General features: G+C 47.4%; 24 protein-coding genes and 1 pseudogene. 11 read left to right on the top strand and 14 right to left on the bottom strand.

All coding sequences use genetic code 11. The features are described from left to right. Positions 1-17: 17 nt before the first annotated feature. Positions 18-521, bottom strand: coding sequence for a GAF domain-containing protein (locus BLP91_RS15045; protein WP_091572912.1), 504 nt, complete (start codon positions 519-521; stop codon positions 18-20). A 143-nt stretch (positions 522-664) separates the two neighbouring features. On the opposite strand from BLP91_RS15045, the gene BLP91_RS15040 reads away from it, so the two are divergent. The 3 genes from BLP91_RS15040 (at position 665) to BLP91_RS15030 (ending at position 2,991) form a co-directional block, all read left to right on the top strand. Next, positions 665-1,780: an aminopeptidase gene (locus BLP91_RS15040; RefSeq protein WP_091572910.1), complete on the top strand. Its 1,116-nt coding sequence runs from the start codon at positions 665-667 to the stop codon at positions 1,778-1,780. A gap of 90 nt (positions 1,781-1,870) precedes the next feature. Further along, a complete protein-coding gene (locus BLP91_RS15035) occupies positions 1,871-2,149 on the top strand; it encodes a hypothetical protein (protein WP_091572908.1) in 279 nt (92 codons plus the stop codon). Between the two features lie 389 nt (positions 2,150-2,538). Further along, on the top strand, positions 2,539-2,991 hold the full coding sequence (locus tag BLP91_RS15030) for a hypothetical protein (RefSeq protein WP_143003576.1): 453 nt from the start codon (positions 2,539-2,541) through the stop codon (positions 2,989-2,991). Between the two features lie 203 nt (positions 2,992-3,194). On the opposite strand, the gene BLP91_RS15025 is transcribed toward BLP91_RS15030, so the two are convergent. Further along, positions 3,195-4,577 carry an alanine/glycine:cation symporter family protein gene (locus tag BLP91_RS15025; RefSeq protein ID WP_091572948.1) on the bottom strand — a complete coding sequence of 461 codons (1,383 nt, stop codon included), beginning with the start codon at positions 4,575-4,577 and terminating at the stop codon, positions 3,195-3,197. Between the two features lie 183 nt (positions 4,578-4,760). Here BLP91_RS15025 and BLP91_RS15020 point away from each other — a divergent pair, with 183 nt between their 5' ends. The 3 genes from BLP91_RS15020 to BLP91_RS15010 all read left to right on the top strand — a co-directional run bounded on the left by BLP91_RS15020 (position 4,761) and on the right by BLP91_RS15010 (position 6,704). After that, positions 4,761-5,018, top strand: coding sequence for an AbrB/MazE/SpoVT family DNA-binding domain-containing protein (locus tag BLP91_RS15020; RefSeq protein WP_091572946.1), 258 nt, complete (start codon positions 4,761-4,763; stop codon positions 5,016-5,018). Between the two features lie 134 nt (positions 5,019-5,152). Then, a complete protein-coding gene (locus tag BLP91_RS15015) occupies positions 5,153-6,202 on the top strand; it encodes a M42 family metallopeptidase (RefSeq protein WP_091572945.1) in 1,050 nt (349 codons plus the stop codon). Positions 6,203-6,221: 19 nt separating this feature from the next. Further along, entirely contained in the window at positions 6,222-6,704 is a 483-nt protein-coding gene (locus BLP91_RS15010) for a PaaI family thioesterase (RefSeq protein ID WP_176758026.1), read from the top strand. A 393-nt stretch (positions 6,705-7,097) separates the two neighbouring features. Here the strand turns inward: BLP91_RS15010 and BLP91_RS15005 are convergent, their stop codons facing one another. Then, entirely contained in the window at positions 7,098-7,967 is an 870-nt protein-coding gene (locus tag BLP91_RS15005; RefSeq protein ID WP_091572902.1) for an alpha/beta fold hydrolase, read from the bottom strand. A gap of 432 nt (positions 7,968-8,399) precedes the next feature. Continuing rightward, positions 8,400-9,182, bottom strand: a complete 783-nt coding sequence (locus tag BLP91_RS15000; RefSeq protein WP_176758025.1) for an alpha/beta fold hydrolase — start codon at positions 9,180-9,182, stop codon at positions 8,400-8,402. A gap of 261 nt (positions 9,183-9,443) precedes the next feature. On the opposite strand from BLP91_RS15000, the gene BLP91_RS14995 reads away from it, so the two are divergent. Next, complete coding sequence (locus BLP91_RS14995) at positions 9,444-10,976, top strand: aldehyde dehydrogenase family protein (protein WP_176758024.1); 1,533 nt, start codon at positions 9,444-9,446, stop codon at positions 10,974-10,976. Between the two features lie 74 nt (positions 10,977-11,050). Here BLP91_RS14995 and BLP91_RS14990 read toward each other — a convergent pair whose 3' ends face one another. Beyond that, positions 11,051-11,413 (bottom strand): molybdopterin-binding protein, encoded by a 363-nt coding sequence (locus BLP91_RS14990; protein WP_091572894.1) that lies wholly within the window; start codon positions 11,411-11,413, stop codon positions 11,051-11,053. 103 nt (positions 11,414-11,516) lie between these two features. On the opposite strand from BLP91_RS14990, the gene glsA reads away from it, so the two are divergent. Then, complete coding sequence (gene glsA / locus BLP91_RS14985) at positions 11,517-12,428, top strand: glutaminase A (protein ID WP_091572892.1); 912 nt, start codon at positions 11,517-11,519, stop codon at positions 12,426-12,428. Between the two features lie 117 nt (positions 12,429-12,545). Then, positions 12,546-12,845 (top strand): Fpa/YlaN family protein, encoded by a 300-nt coding sequence (locus BLP91_RS14980; RefSeq protein ID WP_091572889.1) that lies wholly within the window; start codon positions 12,546-12,548, stop codon positions 12,843-12,845. Positions 12,846-13,061: 216 nt separating this feature from the next. Here the strand turns inward: BLP91_RS14980 and BLP91_RS16855 are convergent, their stop codons facing one another. After that, positions 13,062-13,217 carry a hypothetical protein gene (locus BLP91_RS16855; RefSeq protein WP_176758023.1) on the bottom strand — a complete coding sequence of 52 codons (156 nt, stop codon included), beginning with the start codon at positions 13,215-13,217 and terminating at the stop codon, positions 13,062-13,064. A 536-nt stretch (positions 13,218-13,753) separates the two neighbouring features. On the opposite strand from BLP91_RS16855, the gene BLP91_RS14975 reads away from it, so the two are divergent. Further along, complete coding sequence (locus BLP91_RS14975; protein ID WP_091572887.1) at positions 13,754-13,963, top strand: IS3 family transposase; 210 nt, start codon at positions 13,754-13,756, stop codon at positions 13,961-13,963. A 38-nt stretch (positions 13,964-14,001) separates the two neighbouring features. On the opposite strand, the gene BLP91_RS16850 is transcribed toward BLP91_RS14975, so the two are convergent. From BLP91_RS16850 to BLP91_RS14945, 8 genes are all read right to left on the bottom strand, one after another. Then, complete coding sequence (locus tag BLP91_RS16850) at positions 14,002-14,163, bottom strand: hypothetical protein (RefSeq protein ID WP_176758022.1); 162 nt, start codon at positions 14,161-14,163, stop codon at positions 14,002-14,004. A 367-nt stretch (positions 14,164-14,530) separates the two neighbouring features. After that, complete coding sequence (locus tag BLP91_RS14970) at positions 14,531-14,857, bottom strand: hypothetical protein (RefSeq protein WP_091572884.1); 327 nt, start codon at positions 14,855-14,857, stop codon at positions 14,531-14,533. A gap of 12 nt (positions 14,858-14,869) precedes the next feature. Next, on the bottom strand, positions 14,870-15,598 hold the full coding sequence (locus BLP91_RS14965) for a pre-toxin TG domain-containing protein (RefSeq protein ID WP_091572882.1): 729 nt from the start codon (positions 15,596-15,598) through the stop codon (positions 14,870-14,872). A gap of 291 nt (positions 15,599-15,889) precedes the next feature. Continuing rightward, positions 15,890-16,066 carry a hypothetical protein gene (locus tag BLP91_RS16845; protein ID WP_176758021.1) on the bottom strand — a complete coding sequence of 59 codons (177 nt, stop codon included), beginning with the start codon at positions 16,064-16,066 and terminating at the stop codon, positions 15,890-15,892. A gap of 392 nt (positions 16,067-16,458) precedes the next feature. Then, positions 16,459-16,869, bottom strand: coding sequence for an Imm50 family immunity protein (locus BLP91_RS14960; protein ID WP_091572879.1), 411 nt, complete (start codon positions 16,867-16,869; stop codon positions 16,459-16,461). 12 nt (positions 16,870-16,881) lie between these two features. After that, positions 16,882-17,004, bottom strand: coding sequence for an HNH/endonuclease VII fold putative polymorphic toxin (locus BLP91_RS17325; RefSeq protein ID WP_281220686.1), 123 nt, complete (start codon positions 17,002-17,004; stop codon positions 16,882-16,884). Beyond that, positions 16,974-17,087 carry an HNH/endonuclease VII fold putative polymorphic toxin gene (locus tag BLP91_RS17320; RefSeq protein ID WP_281220697.1) on the bottom strand — a complete coding sequence of 38 codons (114 nt, stop codon included), beginning with the start codon at positions 17,085-17,087 and terminating at the stop codon, positions 16,974-16,976. The genes BLP91_RS17325 and BLP91_RS17320 overlap by 31 nt, the downstream gene beginning before the upstream one ends. A gap of 836 nt (positions 17,088-17,923) precedes the next feature. Next, positions 17,924-18,496 carry a hypothetical protein gene (locus BLP91_RS14945; RefSeq protein WP_091572874.1) on the bottom strand — a complete coding sequence of 191 codons (573 nt, stop codon included), beginning with the start codon at positions 18,494-18,496 and terminating at the stop codon, positions 17,924-17,926. Between the two features lie 180 nt (positions 18,497-18,676). Here BLP91_RS14945 and BLP91_RS16960 point away from each other — a divergent pair. Continuing rightward, a pseudogene (locus BLP91_RS16960) lies at positions 18,677-18,902 on the top strand (transposase); the annotation flags it as partial.

Below are 18,902 nucleotides of genomic sequence, written 5' to 3'. Positions count from 1 at the left end.
TGTCAAGCGGTCCTTTTTTACTTCTTCATGTTATTCCAGTCGATGGATTCCTGTACGATCCGGGCGAAAGATTGAAGATACTTGCGGTCTGTTTCATCGAATCGTCCCGGTTTTGGGCTGTCGATATCCAGGACCCCGACCACCTTTCCGCCGTTCTCCAAGGGAACCACAATTTCAGATCGGGAGGCGGCATCACAAGCGATATGGCCGGGAAACTGATGGACGTCGGGAACCAGCTGGGTTTCTCGCTCCTTGACTGCTGTTCCGCATACCCCTTGGCCCACGGGAATCCGGATGCAGGCGGGTTGTCCCATAAAGGGCCCCAGGATCAGCTCCTTTTCTCCCCGCATCAGGTAGAAACCGGCCCAGTTGACGGTCTCCAGGGAGTGATACAACAGGGATGCGGCGTTGGCCAGGTTGGCCACCCAGTCCCGTTCGTCCTCCAGCAGGCTATGCGCTTGATTCAACAAGCTTTCATAGCGCTGATCTTTGGATCCCTCCACTTGTTTGCGTTCAAACATGGACATTCCTCCAAAAAACCTCTTGGGTTGAGTTTTTGAGATGGACGACTCTTCCCTATTTTAGTGGTCCGCCCCCCTTTCTGGCAACGGGAAGCGTCCATGGTACACTGTTAGAGTATTTACATAACAAAAGGGGGATGAAGATGCGCGATCCGAGAGTGACGGAGTTGGCCCGTCTGTTGGTTCGGTACTCCATGGAAGTTACTTCCGGCGACAAGGTGATGATCGACTTGTTTGGGGAGAGGGATGAATTGGTCCGGGCGCTGATCGATGAGATCGGTCAGGCCGGCGGTCAACCAGTGGTTCAGGTGAATAACGATGCCCTGCTTCGTCGCCAGTTGCTCGTCGCCACGGAAGAACATATGGATTTTTTGGCCCGACATGACCTGGACCGTATGAAAGAGATGGACTGTTATGTGGCGATCCGCGGTCAGGAAAATATCAACGAGCTGGCCGATGTTCCTGCGGATAAAATGAAGTTATACACGGAACGATACAGCCGCGTCGTGCACAACGAACGGGTCAACAATACCCGCTGGGTGGTGCTCCGCTATCCCAATCCATCGATGGCGCAGCTGGCAGGAACCAGCACCGAAGCCTTTGAGGACTTTTTCTATCAGGTATGTACGGTGGATTACCAGCGGATGGATCGGGCGCTGGATCCTTTGGTGAAGCGGATGGAAGAGGCGGAGGAGGTGCGCATCACCGGCCCGGGAACCGATCTCACCTTCTCCATCAAGGGGATGCCGGCGATCAAATGTGCCGGAAAAGCCAACATCCCCGACGGGGAAGTGTTTACCGCACCAGTACGTCAATCGGTCAACGGGGTGATTACCTACAACACCGCCAGCGTTTATCAGGGGACCACTTTTGAGAAGATCCGGTTCGAGTTTGAGGACGGCAAGATTGTGAAAGCGACCGCCAATGAGACGGAAAAGTTGAATCAGATCCTGGATACCGATGAAGGCGCTCGCTATATCGGGGAGTTTAGTCTGGGGATCAACCCGGATATCCATCATCCGATGCTGGACACCCTCTTTGACGAAAAAATCAATGGCAGCTTCCATTTCACCCCGGGTCGAGCTTACGCCGAATGTGATAATGGCAACCAGTCTGCCATCCATTGGGATATCGTCAACATCCAACGGCCCGATTACGGCGGAGGCGAAATCTATTTTGACGGGGAACGGATACGCAAAGACGGCCGCTTCACCGTTTCCGACCTGGAACCCCTGAACCCGGAAAACCTGCGGGCATAATCCCGGTTCCAAGCGGACATGAATCTCTTCCACCCTGCATAGGATGTACGGACCGGCTTGTCCGGAGTTATGGAAAGGGGTGGGGGACCGATGGAAAAAAGCAAGGGGACATCCTGGAAAAAACGCCTGCTTACCGGCGCCGGGATCGGTTGGATCATGGGCTGGATCTTCGGCCTCAACGCGGTCCCGCCCCGGGTTTCCCTGGAAGGAACCGGCGGCGACACTGGTGTGATCTTCCTTCCTCCCTTTTTGTACTGGGGGGAAGTGTTCGGTTTTGCTGTTTGGTTTGCGGTTCTGGGGTCCATGATCAGCGGCGGGCTCACCTTGTTGCGCCGACTGCGCGGGCATAAGCGTAGCGAGGAATCATAAAGATCCCCTGTCTCAGTGGACGAGGATCTTTATTCACATAGGGGTCTTTACACTTTTTCCTCTTAGTTTATATGGTAATGACTGATTAGAGGGGCTTGTACGCTTCTATTTTCCGCTCTAACTCGCGATAACAAGGCGACTTCTTGACTTCTTGTTCAACTTTTTCTGCGGTCATGTCGGTCAGTTGAACGTTTTCGTCCTGGGCGAGATTCTGGTAGATGTGATTGACAGGCATTTGACCATGAGCACGAACTTATCGGCTCGAAGTTTTTCCTAATTCGATCAATAAAGGGAGATGAGGGGATATTATAAAATTAAGGTGTTTTTTTCTTTTAACCTTTGTGCTCATGTTGGTGGGATGTCAGGAGAACGAGAATACATCTCCAGCTGTGAATTATTCCGTACCTGATAATGGACGTCCGTCCTATAGCATAGAGGGTGAACTAGAAAACTTTGAGGATGAAGTTGGTTCGAATCCGGAACTCCCTCATCAATTTCCCTTTGAAATCAAAAGTGCATCTGCAAAATATGAAAAGATAGGTGGGAAGCAACTCCGTTTAACCTATTACGGAGATGAAAAAGGTAAAATGAAAGACGGTCATCCTTACTTAGAAGTGAACGTGCGGGCAAAAAAGCAGCCTTGGAAAGAGGGGGAACTTCAACGGGGAGGTGTGAAAACTGTTGAAGTGAATGGTGTTAAAGCAAAACTTCACCCTAGTTACGGACCGATGAAATGGGAAAAAGACGGATTGTATTATCGCATACAGTTGATGGGAAAGATCAACATGGACAGAGAAAAAGCTTACTTAAAAGTGGCGGAATCTTTTCAAGAGGTACAATAAATGCACCCGCACTCATATTTTATATACTTTTGCTTTTTTGTTTTTTGGACGTAAAAAGGAGAGAGATGGCTCCTCTTAAGCAAACACACTGCTTTCAACCGCTGTCGGTCCCTGACCTATCACTTGCCCCTTCTGTGGAGGCCGTCGGTAGTAAAGTTTCCAAACCGAACAAATCCCCGTCCCAGTGGGCGGGGATTTGTGCATTAGGCCGTCTGGTTTTGTTTCTGCTTTTGGCTTTGCTCCAACTTCAACTTCTCCTGGAAGTCTCGGGTCTCGGAGGCGACCACCCCGGACAGGAGGAGGAGTCCGACCAGGTTGGGAAGCGCCATCAGTCCGTTCATGGTGTCAGACAAGGTCCAGACCAGTTCAATAGGCTGCAGTGCTCCGAAAAAGACGGCGATCACGAAGATGGAGCGGTATAGAATGGAGATGTAAGTTTTTTCACTGAAGAGATAAGTGAAACATTTTTCTCCGTAATAAGACCAGCCCAGGATGGTGGAATAAGCGAACAGAACCAGCCCGATTGAGACGATCAGGCCGCCGATGGTGGGCAAGACGTTGTTAAAGGCGGCGACGGTGATCTGCGCTCCTTCCAGGTTTCCCTGGTCAAAGGTACCGGTCATGACGATGGTCAAGCCGGTGATGGTACAAACCACGATCGTATCTAGGAAGGTGCCGGTCATGGAGACGAGGGCCTGCCGACCCGGGTGATCGGTTTTGGCTGCCGCGGCGGCGATCGGGGCCGAGCCGAGGCCGGCTTCGTTGGAGAAGAGACCGCGAGCCACGCCCATCTTGATCACCTGACCCAGCACCCCACCGGCGACGGCGCTGCCGCTGAAGGCGTCTGTAAAGATGAGCGAGAGGGCGGCGGGGACCTGATCGACGTTGAGTGCGACGATAATCAGACCGCCGGCGACATAAAACAGGGCCATAAAAGGAACCAGGAAGGCGGTCATCCGCCCGATGGAGCGAATCCCCCCGAGGAGCACCAACCCGGTCAAGACAGCCAGGGTGAGACCGGTGGCCCAGGAGGGGATGGCATCCCCCGACATCTGCGTCAATGCACCGGCGACGGAGTGGGATTGAACGACGTTACCGATGCCGAAGGCGGCAACGGATCCGAACAGGGCGAAGAGCACGGCGAGCCATTTCCAGCCGAGACCTCGTTCCAGGTAATACATGGGGCCGCCGGAGATCTCTCCTTTTTCATTGGTGATGCGGTATTTCACCGCAAGGATCGCTTCGGCGTACTTGGTGGCCATTCCGAAGAGGGCGGTCACCCACATCCAGAAGACGGCGCCGGGTCCTCCGGTGGCGACCGCTGTAGCCACCCCGGCGATGTTCCCGGTTCCGATCGTGGCTGCCAGCGCAGTGGTCAGGGATTGAAAGTGGGAGATATCTCCCTTTGACTTCTGGTCCTGCTTCGGGGAAAAAGCCAGTTTGAGTGCGTAAGGCAACGTTCGGAACTGGAGAAAACCGAGACGCAGGCTCAGGTAAATCCCAGTCCCAACCAACAGAACCAGGGTGGGCCATCCCCACACATATCCGTTGATTTCTCCGATCCAAAATAAAAGCGACTCTTCAATCGATTTCCACAATGAGATCACCTCTTTGATAAAGCCATCTCATTAATTTTCGACATGAATCGAAAATTACCTTTCAGCAGATAAGTGCCAATTTTTGCTGAAAAGAAGGGATTCCGGGTTGTGAGGTGGAAACAGTGTGGTGTAAAAGGAACTGATTCTTTTTATTACCTGGAGGTGAAATTTGTGAAAGCGACGGGAATTGTGCGGAAAGTGGATGAATTGGGGCGGATTGTGTTGCCGGTGGAGTTGAGGCGAACGATGGATATTGATGTGAGAGACCCCTTGGAAATCTATGTGGATGACTCCCATGTGATTTTAAAAAAGTACAGCCCCTCCTGCCTTTTTTGTGGAAGCGTCGACCAGGTGGTATCCTACCGCAGAAAAAATGTTTGTCGCGACTGCCTGAAGGAACTGGCGTCAGCCATGGAAAAGAAATCGTAACCCATGGGTCGGGTACCTGACGGGACATCGGATCTTTTCTTCATGGGAAACCGTCAGGGTTTCTCTTTTTTTGTTGCGGGGACTCCCCCTTGGTATAATACAAATCATCCAGCGATCAGAGAGGAGCGATCATGATGGATACGCCGATAGATTCCATCGTGGACCACTTGGTCCGTCTGATCCGCATTCCCAGTCCGACGGGAGCCGCGGATGAGGCTGTCCGTTTTTTGAAAGAGAAGTTATCCCCTTATGCTTCGAAACTAAAACTTTTTGAACCAGCCAAAGGAGGGCTCTTGGTCACCCTGGCGGGTGAGGACCGGAACCGTCATCGCTATCTGACTGCCCATGTGGACACCCTGGGGGCGATGGTAAAGGAGATCAAGCCCAATGGATGTTTGCAGCTGACCAATATCGGAGGATTTACCTGGCATTCCGTCGAGGGGAACTATTGCACGGTGCTCACCCGTTCCGGCGGGCAGGTGACAGGGACGATCCTCGCGACCCACACCTCCGTCCATGTCTACCATGATGCTCGCAAACAGGAGCGAAAAGCGGAAAACATGGAAGTGCGCCTGGATGCCCGGGTGGAGGATGCTGAGGCGGTCCGTCGATTAGGGATTGAGGTTGGGGATTTTGTCTCCTTCGACCCCCGGGTTGAAGTGACGGAATCGGGTTTTATCAAAGGGCGGCATATGGATGACAAGGCGAGTGCCGCCATTTTGCTGGAACTGATCATCCAAGTGGTGGAGCAGGATCTCTCCCTGCCCCATACCACCCATTTCTACTTCAGTACCTTGGAAGAGGTGGGCTTTGGTGCCAACTCCAACATTCCCGATCGGGTGCGGGAGTATCTGGCCGTCGATATGGGGGCGATCGGTAAGGGACAGACCACTGACGAGTTTTGCGTCTCCATCTGTGCCAAGGATTCCAGCGGTCCTTACCATTACGGACTGCGGAAAAAGTTGACGGAATTGGCGGAGGCGGAAGGGCTGCACCATCGAGTGGACATTTATCCCTATTACAACTCCGATGCCAGCGCCGCCGTCCGCGCCGGTCATGACCTGATCCACGGCCTGGTCGGGCCTGGTGTGGATGCTTCTCATGCTTTTGAAAGAACTCACCGGGAGGCCTTGGAAAACACGTACCGACTGTTGCACCGATATATTCAAACCCCATCGATGTAATTTGAAAAAGGAGAACGCCATGGATCTATACCAGGAATTTCACGATATGATGCAGTCGTCAACAGAAGAGGAAAAAGAGGTGCTGCGTCTGGCCTTGCAGGCGATCCGGCAGAAAAGAGAGAGGGGAAGCGCCTATCCTTCGGGTTTTCTCGGCCTCTCCGGAGAGTTTGTGGAAGACGGGGTCTACCGTTTCCGCGTTCCGATCACCCCCTATATGATGAATCGGGGCGGCATCGTCCACGGCGGGGTTATCGGTACCCTCGCCGATTCGACCATGGGCTCTTTAATCAACAAAAGTCTGCCCGAGGGAAAAGTGGCGGTGACCGTGGAGATGAAGGTAAACTATTTGGAGCCGGGCGTAGGTAGCGAGCTGATTTCCGAAGCTCGGCTGATCCGCTTGGGTAACACCCTGACCTTTGCTGATTGCAAGGTGGAAAACGGATCGGGGAAACGGATTGCGCACGCCACCGGCACCTTCGCCATCATCCCTATGACATCGTAAAAGAGCCGGCCCGGTATCGGGGCGGTTTTTTGTGGATAAGGTTGGGACATCGACCCCGCATAACCAGCGAAGCTATGAAACGATAAGATGAGCGAGGGGCTGCCGGCGAATATATTAAGGGAGATGTGTTAAAAGGTGGATTCTGTCATTGGTCTGGATATGGTCAAAGGAGGAAGCTAGGTCCAAGCCTTTTTACAAAGAAAAAAGCCTTACAAGAAAATTTTTAAGTTCGCGCACAATCTTCCACCTTTCTGTACGGTATTATTCTTCTTAATTTTGACACATAGTTAATGAGAAACGTTTATTATGAAAGTGTTCGCAGTTATATAGGAATAACCTCCGAGGATATTGCTATATTTGACAACCTGAAACGAAATTGGACGATCGAAAGAATCAACTATACTCTTTCAACAAAAATTTTGTTATCACTTTGGTAAATTCATCGGGTCTCTCTTTTTGGGGCCAATGTTTACACCCTTCCATCAGATAAATCTCTGATCCTTGTATACCGTCATGCGCTTCTTTCGCATATTTAACAGGAACACTCATATCATCAGTGCCATGAACAATTAATGTTGGGTTTTTTATTTCGGAAAACCTTCCCGCCAAGTTCGTACGAAGACCTGTTTTTGTGATTTCACTTCTCTGAAATGAAATGAATGCTTTACCTGCATCATGAGCTTTTAAAGCCTCATGAACTTCGTCCACGAGTTGTTCTGATAGCTTGTTTGGATTTCCAAACAAGCTATTTAGTAGCGTCCATTTCACAAACCTCCTACTTTTACCCGATAATTTATAAGATAGTTCATTGAAGAATGATTTTGTGTACCAATAGGATAGACGGTGAAATGGCAGTTTGTTGAAAAGGCCCCACGCATCTACCAATATCAATTTGTCCACTCGCAATGGATACTCAAGCGCAAATCCAAGAGATATTCCGCCACCCAGTGACAAACCAATCAAACTCGCCTGATTAAGATTTAGGGTATTCATGAATTGTTTCAAAAAATCCATGTAAAACGAAAGTGAATATTCTATATCCGGTTTATCACTTGCTCCATACCCAGGTAAATCAGGCGCAAATACACGGTGCGTTTTCGATAAAGGTCCTATTACTTCATTCCAAGAGATATTGGCCGAGTCAACGCCTGCTCCATGAAGAAGAATAACAGGTGACCCTGTTTCTCCAGCTGTGTAGCATCGGACGATGATCTTGTTTATATTCAGTTCAAATGAATTGATTTGTGATGAGTTACTTAGCATCTTCTTTGGTCACTTCCTTTCCATGGCTGATCCCGATAACCCCGGTCAATACAAATCTCAATGAGTTTCTCTAGCGTTTGATCTTGTTTGTGTAGCCAGAGCATCACGCCTCCGAAGACGGAGCAGCAAAAAGGACGTTTCTTTCACATTCTTTTTCGCAATCTCACCTTTGTCCATACTAACTTGAAGAATCCTTTACACCGCATTGTCGATAAGTGAACTTCTTTCCTTCGGATTGCATGCAATTCTTTGCCGCATTTCTAAGGGAGAATGCGGCTTTCGTTTTTTTGCAATAATCACCTATCTAGCAGTACTCTTTAAGGTTCTCCATTGATTTGTATATCTTTGGGCCATTAAAAACCAGAGTGGTTGCGTAACTCGATGAACTACGGAACGAAACAACAGCTACGAAACGAGAATTGGGCATACATATTAGTGGAGTTTATCCAGATAATCATTCACATGTTTGTTAAACTCATCAGGCTGACATAAATTACTTGGGTCAAAAGAATTTTCAATATAAATCAATTGCGAATCAGGTAATAGTTTATGGATATGCTCCATCCATGACGAAGGCATCTGTTTCCCGCTTATGAGCAAAACAGGAGAATGAATATCCGGTAAAAACGTTGTGTAATTAATGCGATTAATATAAAGTCTTTGTTTGGCTACTTCATTTCTGCGGATAGTTCTCATTGTTTTTTGCATTTCGTTCGACGCCTTCGGCCATTTTTTGTAACTTCCTGCCGTCATAGCGACCAGCCATTTCTTAGGAAGATAATACATAGGAATAGCCGAATAAGCTGCAATAATCTGCATTAAACCCATCGACTTTATCCTAGTGTCACAAAAACTGTCTGCAATCACAAGGCCTTTTATTCTTTCCGGAAACAACGAGGCGAATTTCTGACAGAACACGCCTCCATAAGACACACCAATAAATACTGCACTCTTGATATTAAGTTGGTTCATTAACTCATAAATATCATAACACTGTGTGTCCATCACCTGATTTGGAGAAACACCACTCAGACTTCCTGATCTTCCATTCCCTCTCAATTCCGGAATAATGACTTGATATTCCGCTTTAAAATATTGCTGCTGAGGTTCGTACATGCTGATTCCCGCCCCGAGTCCCGGTATGAAAAAGAGTGGCGTTCCTTTTCCTGTAGATTGATAGTAAATAGTCGATTCATTTACTTGAGCTTTTGGCATCGGTTGTTTCCTCTCCTTTCTTCTCTCTCCATTCATCTCACTTTATATTAAAAAAACAGTTAATAGAAGTTAAAGATATAAAAATAGAGTAGACAGTAACGTTGAATATATACCTACTCAGGATAATAGTATAGATAAAAGATTCAAATTATTTATTATCTTGGCATGTTTACAACAACAAGAGAAGGATTTAAAATGATACTAAAGCGTATTGTCATTATCCATATGAATGTGGATCACCGTAGAAACGGAGGGGAGCCCATGAGTGTTCTGGAAATGTGGAATCCGGCCACAGCGAAGAAGATGGGTGAACTGAAGGAGGCGAAAAAGGAGGACGTCGAGCAGGCGATGGCGGAAGCCCGGGAGGCCTTTACCTCCTGGAAGGAGATGCCGCTTGCGGAACGGCTTCGCTTTATTAAACGTCTCCGAGAGGAGATCGTGGAGCAAGCTCCGGAATTGGCGAAAAAAATTGCCCAGGATACAGGGAAAGTGGAGCTGGAAGCCCTGATGTCGGATATCTTGCCGACGGTGTCTACCTTAAAGTATTACGAAAAAAAGGCGGCCTCCATCTTGAAGACGAAGCAGGTACCCACTCCTGTCACCCTGATCGGGCGTCGATCCCGGGTGGAGTACCGTCCCATGGGGGTGGTCGCTGTCATCTCCCCCTGGAATTATCCCTTTATGTTATCTGTGATTCCCGTGGTGTCGGCCATGATTGCAGGTAATGCGGTTCTCTTTAAGCCTTCGGAGATTTCACCGCTGACCGGTCAGGTGATCGAAGAGCTGTTTTCCTCCCTTTCCCTGCCGAAGGGAGTGTTCCGGGTGCTTCACGGAGGGAAGGAGACGGGACATCATCTGGTGGATGCCGGACCGGACAAAATCTTTTTCACCGGGAGTGCCGCCACCGGCAGAAAAATCATGGCGGCCGCCGCCGAAAAGCTAATCCCAGTGGACCTGGAGCTGGGGGGCAAAGACCCGATGGTCGTGTTTGCCGATGCGGATCTGGATCGGGCGGTCAACGGGGCGTTGTGGGGAGCCTTTACCAATGCCGGGCAAACCTGCATGGCGGTGGAACGGGTTTATGTGGAATCTTCCGTCTACGATTCCTTTGTTCAAAAGGTAAAAGAGAAAACGGATCAGTTGCGGGTGGGCCAGCCGGATGATGCCGATATCGGATCGATGACCAGTCCCCAGCAGATGGAGATCGTGGAATCCCACCTGAAGGATGCAACAGAGAAAGGAGCTCGCATCCTGTGCGGAGGAAAACGACTCAACGGCGAGACCCTCCACTTTGAGCCGACGGTACTGGTGGATGTGGATCATTCCATGAAGATCATGCGGGATGAAACCTTCGGTCCCGTTCTTCCGATTATGCCTTTCTCTTCAGAGGAAGAGGCGGTCCAGCTGGCTAACGAGACTCCCTATGGCCTCAATGCCAGCGTCTGGTCGAAGGATCGGGAGAAAGCGGGCCGGGTGGCCGCCCGAATCAACAGCGGCAACGTCTGTGTCAATGATGTGATGATCGGCATCGCCAACCCGCATCTTCCGTACGGGGGTAACAAGGACAGTGGGATCGGCCGCTATCACGGCCCCGAGGGGCTGCTCACCTTTGTCCACCCCACGTCGGTCCTCACCCATCCCGGTAAAAAGAGACGGGAACTCAACTGGTTTCCCTACCATCCGGATCAGTTCAAGGCCCTTCGTTCTCTCCTCCACCTCCTCTACGGCCGCCGCCCGCTTCAGGGGTTGAAGGGACTTCCCAAGCTGACCAAGGAGTTTTTCCGGTCGGAATAAGGTGAATGACGGTGTTCATGGTTTCCCCAAACCCAAATTAAGATCCCCGGCACAGAGCCGGGGATCAAGTTATTTTATACCAATTCCATTTTTTCGATGGAGCCGATGGGCTGATCCAGCTTTCCGTCGGGAAGATGGAGAAGAGCGGGGCCACCGGGGTGGATCGGTTTTCCTTCCTGGGCAAACTGGAGCACCGCAGTGCGGGCATCTTCCAAGGGAAGAACGGTTTGACTGCCTTCCCGTTGGTAGATCACCATCTTCGCCGCTTCCGGCAGGGGTTTTGCATGGTCCAGGAAGGGGGCCAGCTCCATCCCCAGCCCGTTCACCCCGGGAAAACGATCGGCCATCTCAAAGCGGCGGTCGTCGAAGATCCACAGAGTGGGGTCTAGGGTGATCGGGTAAGTTACTTTTCCCGTCAGTTGAATGATCGGATTCATGTGTAACGCTCCTGTTTCTCAGGTTCAATATTCCCTTCCCATTATACACGAGCCATCAGGGGAACAAAATAAAGAATATCACCCCCGGGAGGAGGAGCATAGGATGCAAGCATTTCTGGAAAAGATGGTGCAGAAACATCGCCCGCAGGCCGGGGAAGGGAAGGTGGCCGATTATATCCCCGAGCTGTCCCGGCAAAATTCTGCTGCTCTGGGAGTTTCGGTCTATACTAGCAATGGCGAAACCTTTTCCGCTGGAGATTGCTCAGTTCAGTACTCCCTACAAAGCATTTCCAAGGTGATCACCTTAATTATCGCTCTTATGGACTGGGGACCGGAGAAGGTATTTGAACGTGTCGGGATGGAGCCCACCGGCAACCCTTTTAACGCCATTTCCGATCTTGAGCTGTATTCACCGAAAAAACCCCTCAATCCGATGATCAATTCCGGTGCCTTGGTGGTCAGTTCCATGATTGAAGGATTGTCCGTGGAGGAACGGCTGGAGCGGGTGCTCAAACTGGTTCAAGACATGTCGGGAAATCCGGATATCGGAGTGGACGAGGCGGTCTACCATTCCGAACGTGCCACCGGTTATCGCAACCGATCCATGGCCTATTTTTTAAAGGAATTCGGGGTGATCGAGGATGTGGAAGCCACCTTGGAACTCTACTTTCGGCAATGCGCCATCTCTGTCACCTGCAATGATTTGTCGCGGATGGGCTTCTGCCTGTCCCGTCACGGCGAAAACGCCGCCGGCCAGCAGGTGATTCCCCGCTCCTTGGCACGTCTGGTGAAAACATTTATGGTCACCTGCGGAATGTACAATGCCTCCGGAGCGTTTGCCATCCAGGTGGGAATTCCGGCCAAGAGCGGTGTCTCCGGCGGCATCATGGCATCGGTTCCCAACCGGATGGGGATCGGAGTATACGGTCCGGCCCTGGATGAAAAAGGGAACAGCTATGCGGGCGTGCGGTTGTTGCAGGATCTGTCCCGGGAATGGAATCTGAGCATCTTCTAAAAAGGGACAGGCTCGGAGCTTTGCAAATGGTTCAGGCTCGTGTTAAACTTAGGTTTGAATGAGTGCACGTGAACGTTGAACCGTTTGGTTTCGAACGGTGGATTGGGGGGGTAAAACGTGTCTACGCCGACTCAAGCCGATTTGGCACAGCGCGCCGAGCAGCTGTTGAGGGAAGATGCGAAGAAGATTGAACAGCTGATCGCTGTTCAACTGGATAATCTGACCGCACCCAAATGTCCCCTGTATGAAGAGGTGTTGGATACCCAAATGTTCGGTCTTTCCCGCGAAATCGACTTTGCGGTGCGGGCCGGTCTGATTGATCGGGTGCAAGGCAGGGAGATCATCAGCGATTTGGAACAGAAGCTGGCCCACTTGTATACCCAGGTCCTTCCCACCCCAAATCGGCAACAGAGTTGACGGCTGATCCACCAACCGACTTCATCGTCTATAAATCAGACGGACTCCGGTAACGGAGTCTTTTTGTGTTTGGGTTTGAGGTCTTTTGACTCGATAAGTGGTTGCTTTGTTGTTTCTCAAGATTTTTCCTTGAGACGCTTTTTCGGACAAGCGTAAGCGGTCTTCTTCCAGTTCCGGGTTAAATCGTCCAGCTTGCTTTTGCCGGCGGCCAGGATGTCATCGCGGTATTTTGGCCACCATCTTGACGCCTTTGACCGGTTTGGCGATGGGGAGGACCATGGCTTCGCGCAGGCGCTCACCGACTCCGATTTTGTTTCCGTTCTCGTCCACCCCGGTGATGGCGGCCTTTGGTGTAGTTAATTTGAACAACAAACAAACCTGCCTCTTACGTTCATATTTGTAGGAGACGGGTTGCTAACAAATTCATTTTTTTATTTTCCTCATATAGACGGACCATCTTTTAAGCATTTTTTTGAAGGGGATCGATCGAAGAGACTTCATTAAATGAGTTTAGCTGTATATTTTTTTGTCATAAGCTAACTAACAATCGCCTTCACGCGCAAAGCGCAAGCAACATATTCTATATATCCATCTTCATCCACTTCGAGCCCGTTGTCCGTCTCATAAATCGTATCAATCACTCCTTCTACTTTAAGCCGTCCATCCACTCAATAACGAGGGATGTACCATTCGGATAATCATTGAGTGCTTTTATTAAACGATCCAACTTCTCTTCAACTCCACTTATTTTGGTCTTGCGGAACCAATAGCCAGCACGCTTTTCCGAATTCCCCAAGGCTGCGGCTACTGTATCCTCCCCTTTAATGCATTATTCATTAATACAGCTCCGGACAAATACCGGCACCAAGTAAACAACCTAGTGCCCCATCCGGAAAAAGGAAAACAATGTGGAGTTGGACTATACACCGACTTATGCCTCCTGGTTAAACCGAATCGAATGCCATTTTAGCCCCCTTCACAAGTTTGTTCTGGAAGGGAGCAATTACCTATCCCATGATGAGTTAATCAAGGCGATTCAGGAATACATACGATGGTGGAACAAGAATAAACGGCATGCAACCATCTTAAGAGAGCAAAACAAAATCAAAATTGCCTGAAGGGGCACTCGTTTAGCTTAATTTATGGTTCGAATATATCAATTAGGACTTCCACAGTTACCTGCCAGTTTTTTAACTAATTCATGAATTTCATCAATCTGCCACATATATGAATCAAACTGAAAATGCAGCTCTAACAGTAAATCACTTATTTTTTCTTCATCATCTGCATTTGCTATATCCAATGCTAATTTGTGCAAGGCGTTTTCAGTCCTATTAAAATCACGTAGGTTTTCAAGTTGCTCCTCGATCTCAAGTCAGAATTTCCTTATCACATTTCTTGTTTAGGTTAATAAGTGTGGTTAATACAAATTCCAGCTCACGATGAAGATTCATCCTACTTCCATCCTTTCACTTTTCTCCTTTGTTTCAAAGCCTATTTTTAGGGATTTACCTTATCCCTTTTGTCAATCACTTCTTTAAATAATAGCCATCACCTTTTTTTAATTGTAGGCTCTTCGTTTTTGAGGTAATTTTATATAACTGATAAACCCTTTTACCGGCCCTACTTCCCATCAAAAAAGGTTATGGGGCAACTTGTTTCGCCCCACAACCTCTTTTACAAAACTATAAACTTATATCAAGCATAAAGCTGGGTGAAATCCTTACCTGGAATACAGGTTCTTGACTCTCCTGCTTAAAAAAACTGATTTTTTCTTTACCTGCTCTTATTTCCACCACATTTTCCATATCAACCTCAAATATCGGCTTTTTTAGTTCCTTACACCCCAACCTTACAGTCGCATATTGGTCATAAACAGAGAAATAAAGGGTTAATTCAAAACCCATCTCGCCCTTTATCTGATACTTGTAAATCTCAGCCTCCCTATCAATAATCAGAGGTTCACTATTAAATAATTCAAGCAATAGATATTCATTGTATTTTATTGACACATATTACCCTCCTCATTTGGGAATTACAGTAATAACCTTACCACCCGTGTTTGTTATTACGGTTGCATTCTCACCATCATATTTCAGTGTTTTTGGTCTATTCCCCGTTACCGGTTTTACATTTTTAATTGTATCTTCTACCACTGAAGGCGGAATACCCCTGGGGTCAACATAATTCTTAAATTCCTTAGTGCCTGGCTTTAATCCTTTTTCTACTGCTCGTCTTTCCAATTTAGCTCGAACTTCTATAGTATCCGGAGCCATTCTTTCAAGTGCATGTTCAGAATATTCCCTTCCATCGATTGCTCCGCCACCTTTAGGCATGTCCCATCCACGAGGACAAGCACACGCAGTCTTCTTCCCTTTTCGAGCAAAATCATCAAACTTCTTCTTTCCAGCTGCCAGTACATCGTCGCCGTACTTCGCTACCATCTTAACGCCTTTTACTGGTTTGGCAATGGGTAGTACCAGAGCCCCGCGGAAAATGCGTTCACCGACACCGACTTTGTTTCCGTTCTCGTCCACTCCAGTGATGGCGGCTTTGGCATCATGATAACCGACAAAGTCCAGGACACCATTCACGACTTTTTCACCGGTACTTTTCTCTTCTGGCTTTGGAGCGGCTGGTGGGGCTTCCGCTGGTGTCTTCTGGTCAGAAGTTTGGTTGGCTGGCTGGTCTGAAGGTTGAGCTTGAGGGGAATCTGGTGGAGCTTCCCCTTTTAGTTGGAAAGCCGCCGCCACTCGTTCCTGAATGGACGCTTTGACATCGCCTCCGGTGTACAGACCATCGCGACTATGGTGGAAAGAATGAAATAAAATCTAAAAAGAAACCAGCACCCAAAAAAAGGACACTGGCTTCCCTATGTTTTCTTTTCCTAATTCTACTATTGCGGCTAAATTGATTATTAAAAGTAAGTGAATGAAAGGAATCAAAATTCATTTCTTTTATTTTCTACTCCGGTCTTTGCCTCTTTTAAACTAATCTCTGCAGCTTCTTTGAAAGAAAATTTCAATGTTTCTTGTACCATTTGCTTAAATTCGACAGTGTTTAGCCAATCTTTTTTGTTCATCACACTGATTGGCAATCAAAATGGCTGCTTGATAAATGGCTTTTTTATCGACCAATAAAACAAGTGCTTCTGCTTCGATCATCATCTGTTTTTCAGTAAGGGCGATTTGTCTTTCCTCAAGCTCCTCATCTGGTTCCAAATAATTTTCTTAGACCCCAATAAGCCGCCCCACCTGTTGTCATCAAGCCATTTATCCCAAGATAGAGTGAACATGTCACATTTCCAAAGAGGGACATGAAATGCGGCCATCGAGATCGTTGCACCCTGTTCCCACATCGCCTTATCTGATAGGTCGCTATTTAAGAAGCACTTTATCAATTCTACATCATGTTTCAAATTCTCGTGGGTATTTTCCTCTATATATTCTTCTAAGGCACGCTCAGTGATTCTATATCTTGATGAAATATACCTGCTAAAACTGAAACATCTCTTCCTTTTGTTCTTAATTCATTTTCCTTCTTCACCCGGTTTTCCGTTATATCGAACAGGGAGATTTATGATTTTGTGGCTTTGTTAAAGAGGAAATATACCCTATTCCTGATCTATTAGGATAGGAATGATGCTCTTAATACGGATATCAATACATTGAAAACAAAACTGCACACCTTCTTTCGTACAACAATCAATCCTTTTCCAAGGTACCCTACAGTCTGCATTTTCTTGAATGAGGAGTTTCTCAATAACATTGTTTATACTCCAATCAGTCATAGAGATTGATTCCACTCCGAAAAAGCTAATTTCAATACTTACTGCATTAAATTTATTTCTCTTCCAACGTTGTGGGGGATTTTGAGGCACTCGGGTTAATTGAACAATGATATTAATTGTTGGCCCATCCTCTACTAACTCCATAGAGGTGATCCGACCACCTTTAAAGCTTGGCCAATCTCCATATAAGGAAATTAGCGATTGAGGATTAGAAACTAGATCAAACAGAGTCATTTTCTTCACACCTTATTTTCGGTTTCTATAATCAAAATAGTAATGATCCTTTACTCCATCTACCTTACCGTTTCTGAGAGTATTGCCTTTTTGATCAGTTGGTCTTACATTGTGATGTGAACCCTGATTACCCACCCCCCTATATATTGATGTCCTGCCGAATGATCTTGAATTACGACTTTTTTTCCGTTGACTTCATAAGTTAATTCTCGTGTCATGATTGGCTTGTTGTCGGGTCCCAAGATCCATTTACCATTTCGATCTTTCATTGTAACCATCTCTTGTTTTATTGGTTGTTGGGATTTTGGGATCCCTAGTTCTCTTTTGATTTTTCTTAGAGAGCTCTTTCTACTTACCTCAATTATGTCCTTTTTCTTCGGACAAGCACACGCAGTCTTCTTCCCTTTTCGAGCAAAATCGTCCAGCTTACTTTTGCCAGCTGCTAGTATCGTCGCCGTACTTCGTTGTCATCTTAACGCCTTTACCGGTTCGCCGGCGCCTTTTTTGCTTCATTCTTGTCCACCCAGATAATAGGCGAACCTAAAGTGTGGTTTTTCAAAAAACAAACCCGCATCTACAATCATATTTGTAAGAACGGGTTGATAACTTATTTTTATTGCCTTAATTTGTAGGATATCTCAAGCCAAATTTTACTTATCCCAATCTTCTTTCACTTCATCCCTTTCATCCATGTTGTTCCATAAAACAGGAATAGGCTTATTCCTTGGGCATAACCTCAATTCATAATTCCTCTCTAATCGACGCCATTAAAAAAAGAGCGGTTATCTTATATGGACAACCGCCCAAAAATATCAATCCTCAACTTACCAATTCCTGTTTATATCTTCAAGTTCAGACCAAAGCCCCCTAATCCCATATTTCTCCATATAAATGTCGAACGGCTCACAATCCACTTTGTCATTTATTTCTGGTGTTCTCCAAACAGTATCACACTCATCACAAATGAAAATTACCTTATTCAATCTTTTAACTTTTGCCTTACAAACTACACCCTGTTCACAAAATGGACAAAATACCATGTTTTCATCTCCTCTTATGGTACAGGAAATGCTGTAATAACTTCAGATGTTCCTTGCCTAACAACAATTCGAACAGTTTTCTCCCCCTGAGTCCCAACCTGCTTTCCCATTGGGACGTTATAAACAGCATTTCCGTTTTTTTGAATAACGGGTTTTACTTTAGACCTCATGGACCAAGCTTCATCCACAAGGCCAAGAACTTTTTTTCTACCTCCTACAAAAACACTATGTTTTGGCTTAGTAGGGTCTGGCCTTGCGTGTGCCAAAACATGTTTAACGCGGTTCCCATGTTTTGAACCTTGCCCGTAGATCAATCCAGCAGACGATTTCCATTTTCCATTCCCTATACTTTTTAATTTACCTGATCCACCAGGACAATTACACGCTACTTTCTTGCTTCTTTGTGCAAAATCATCAAACTTCTTCTTTCCAGCTGCCAGTACATCGTCGCCGTACTTCGTTGCCATCTTAACGCCTTTTACCGGTTTGGCAATGGGTAACGCCAGAGCCCCGCGGAAAATGCGTTCACCGACACCGACTTTGTTTCCGTTCTCGTCCACTCCGGTGATGGCGGCCTTATTGAACAACAAACCCGCCTCTTACAACCATATTTAGACGGGTTGCTAACACAAATTAATTATTTGAGCCTTTTGCAGATTTCAAACCCCTTGAGCAGCAAGGCTCCTCAGGCATAGAAAAAGGACTTCACCCCATCATGGAGAAGTTTTCAAGTGACCAAACCGAAAACCCATGAGGAGGGAAGTCACTTGTATCTTCTCCAAGGAACGCTATTTTCCTTTGAAGAATGGCTAAAAATTGAGTCCAAAGATCGGTTGCCCTTGTTTTTTGAAACGCTCGATCTTCGACCCTATGTGAAGGAAATGAAAAAATCTTCCCCCCAAGGAGCTCGCGGATATTCCCGGGAGGCGATTCTCCGTGCTTTTTTAGCCGCTCCTATGGAAGAAATTTCGACTTTGACCCGCCTTCATCAAC

The sequence above is a fragment of the Melghirimyces thermohalophilus genome, from assembly GCF_900102685.1.
GTDB classification, from domain to species: Bacteria; Bacillota; Bacilli; order Thermoactinomycetales; family DSM-45169; genus Melghirimyces; species Melghirimyces thermohalophilus.
This window is presented reverse-complemented; position numbering and strand designations above follow the sequence as displayed.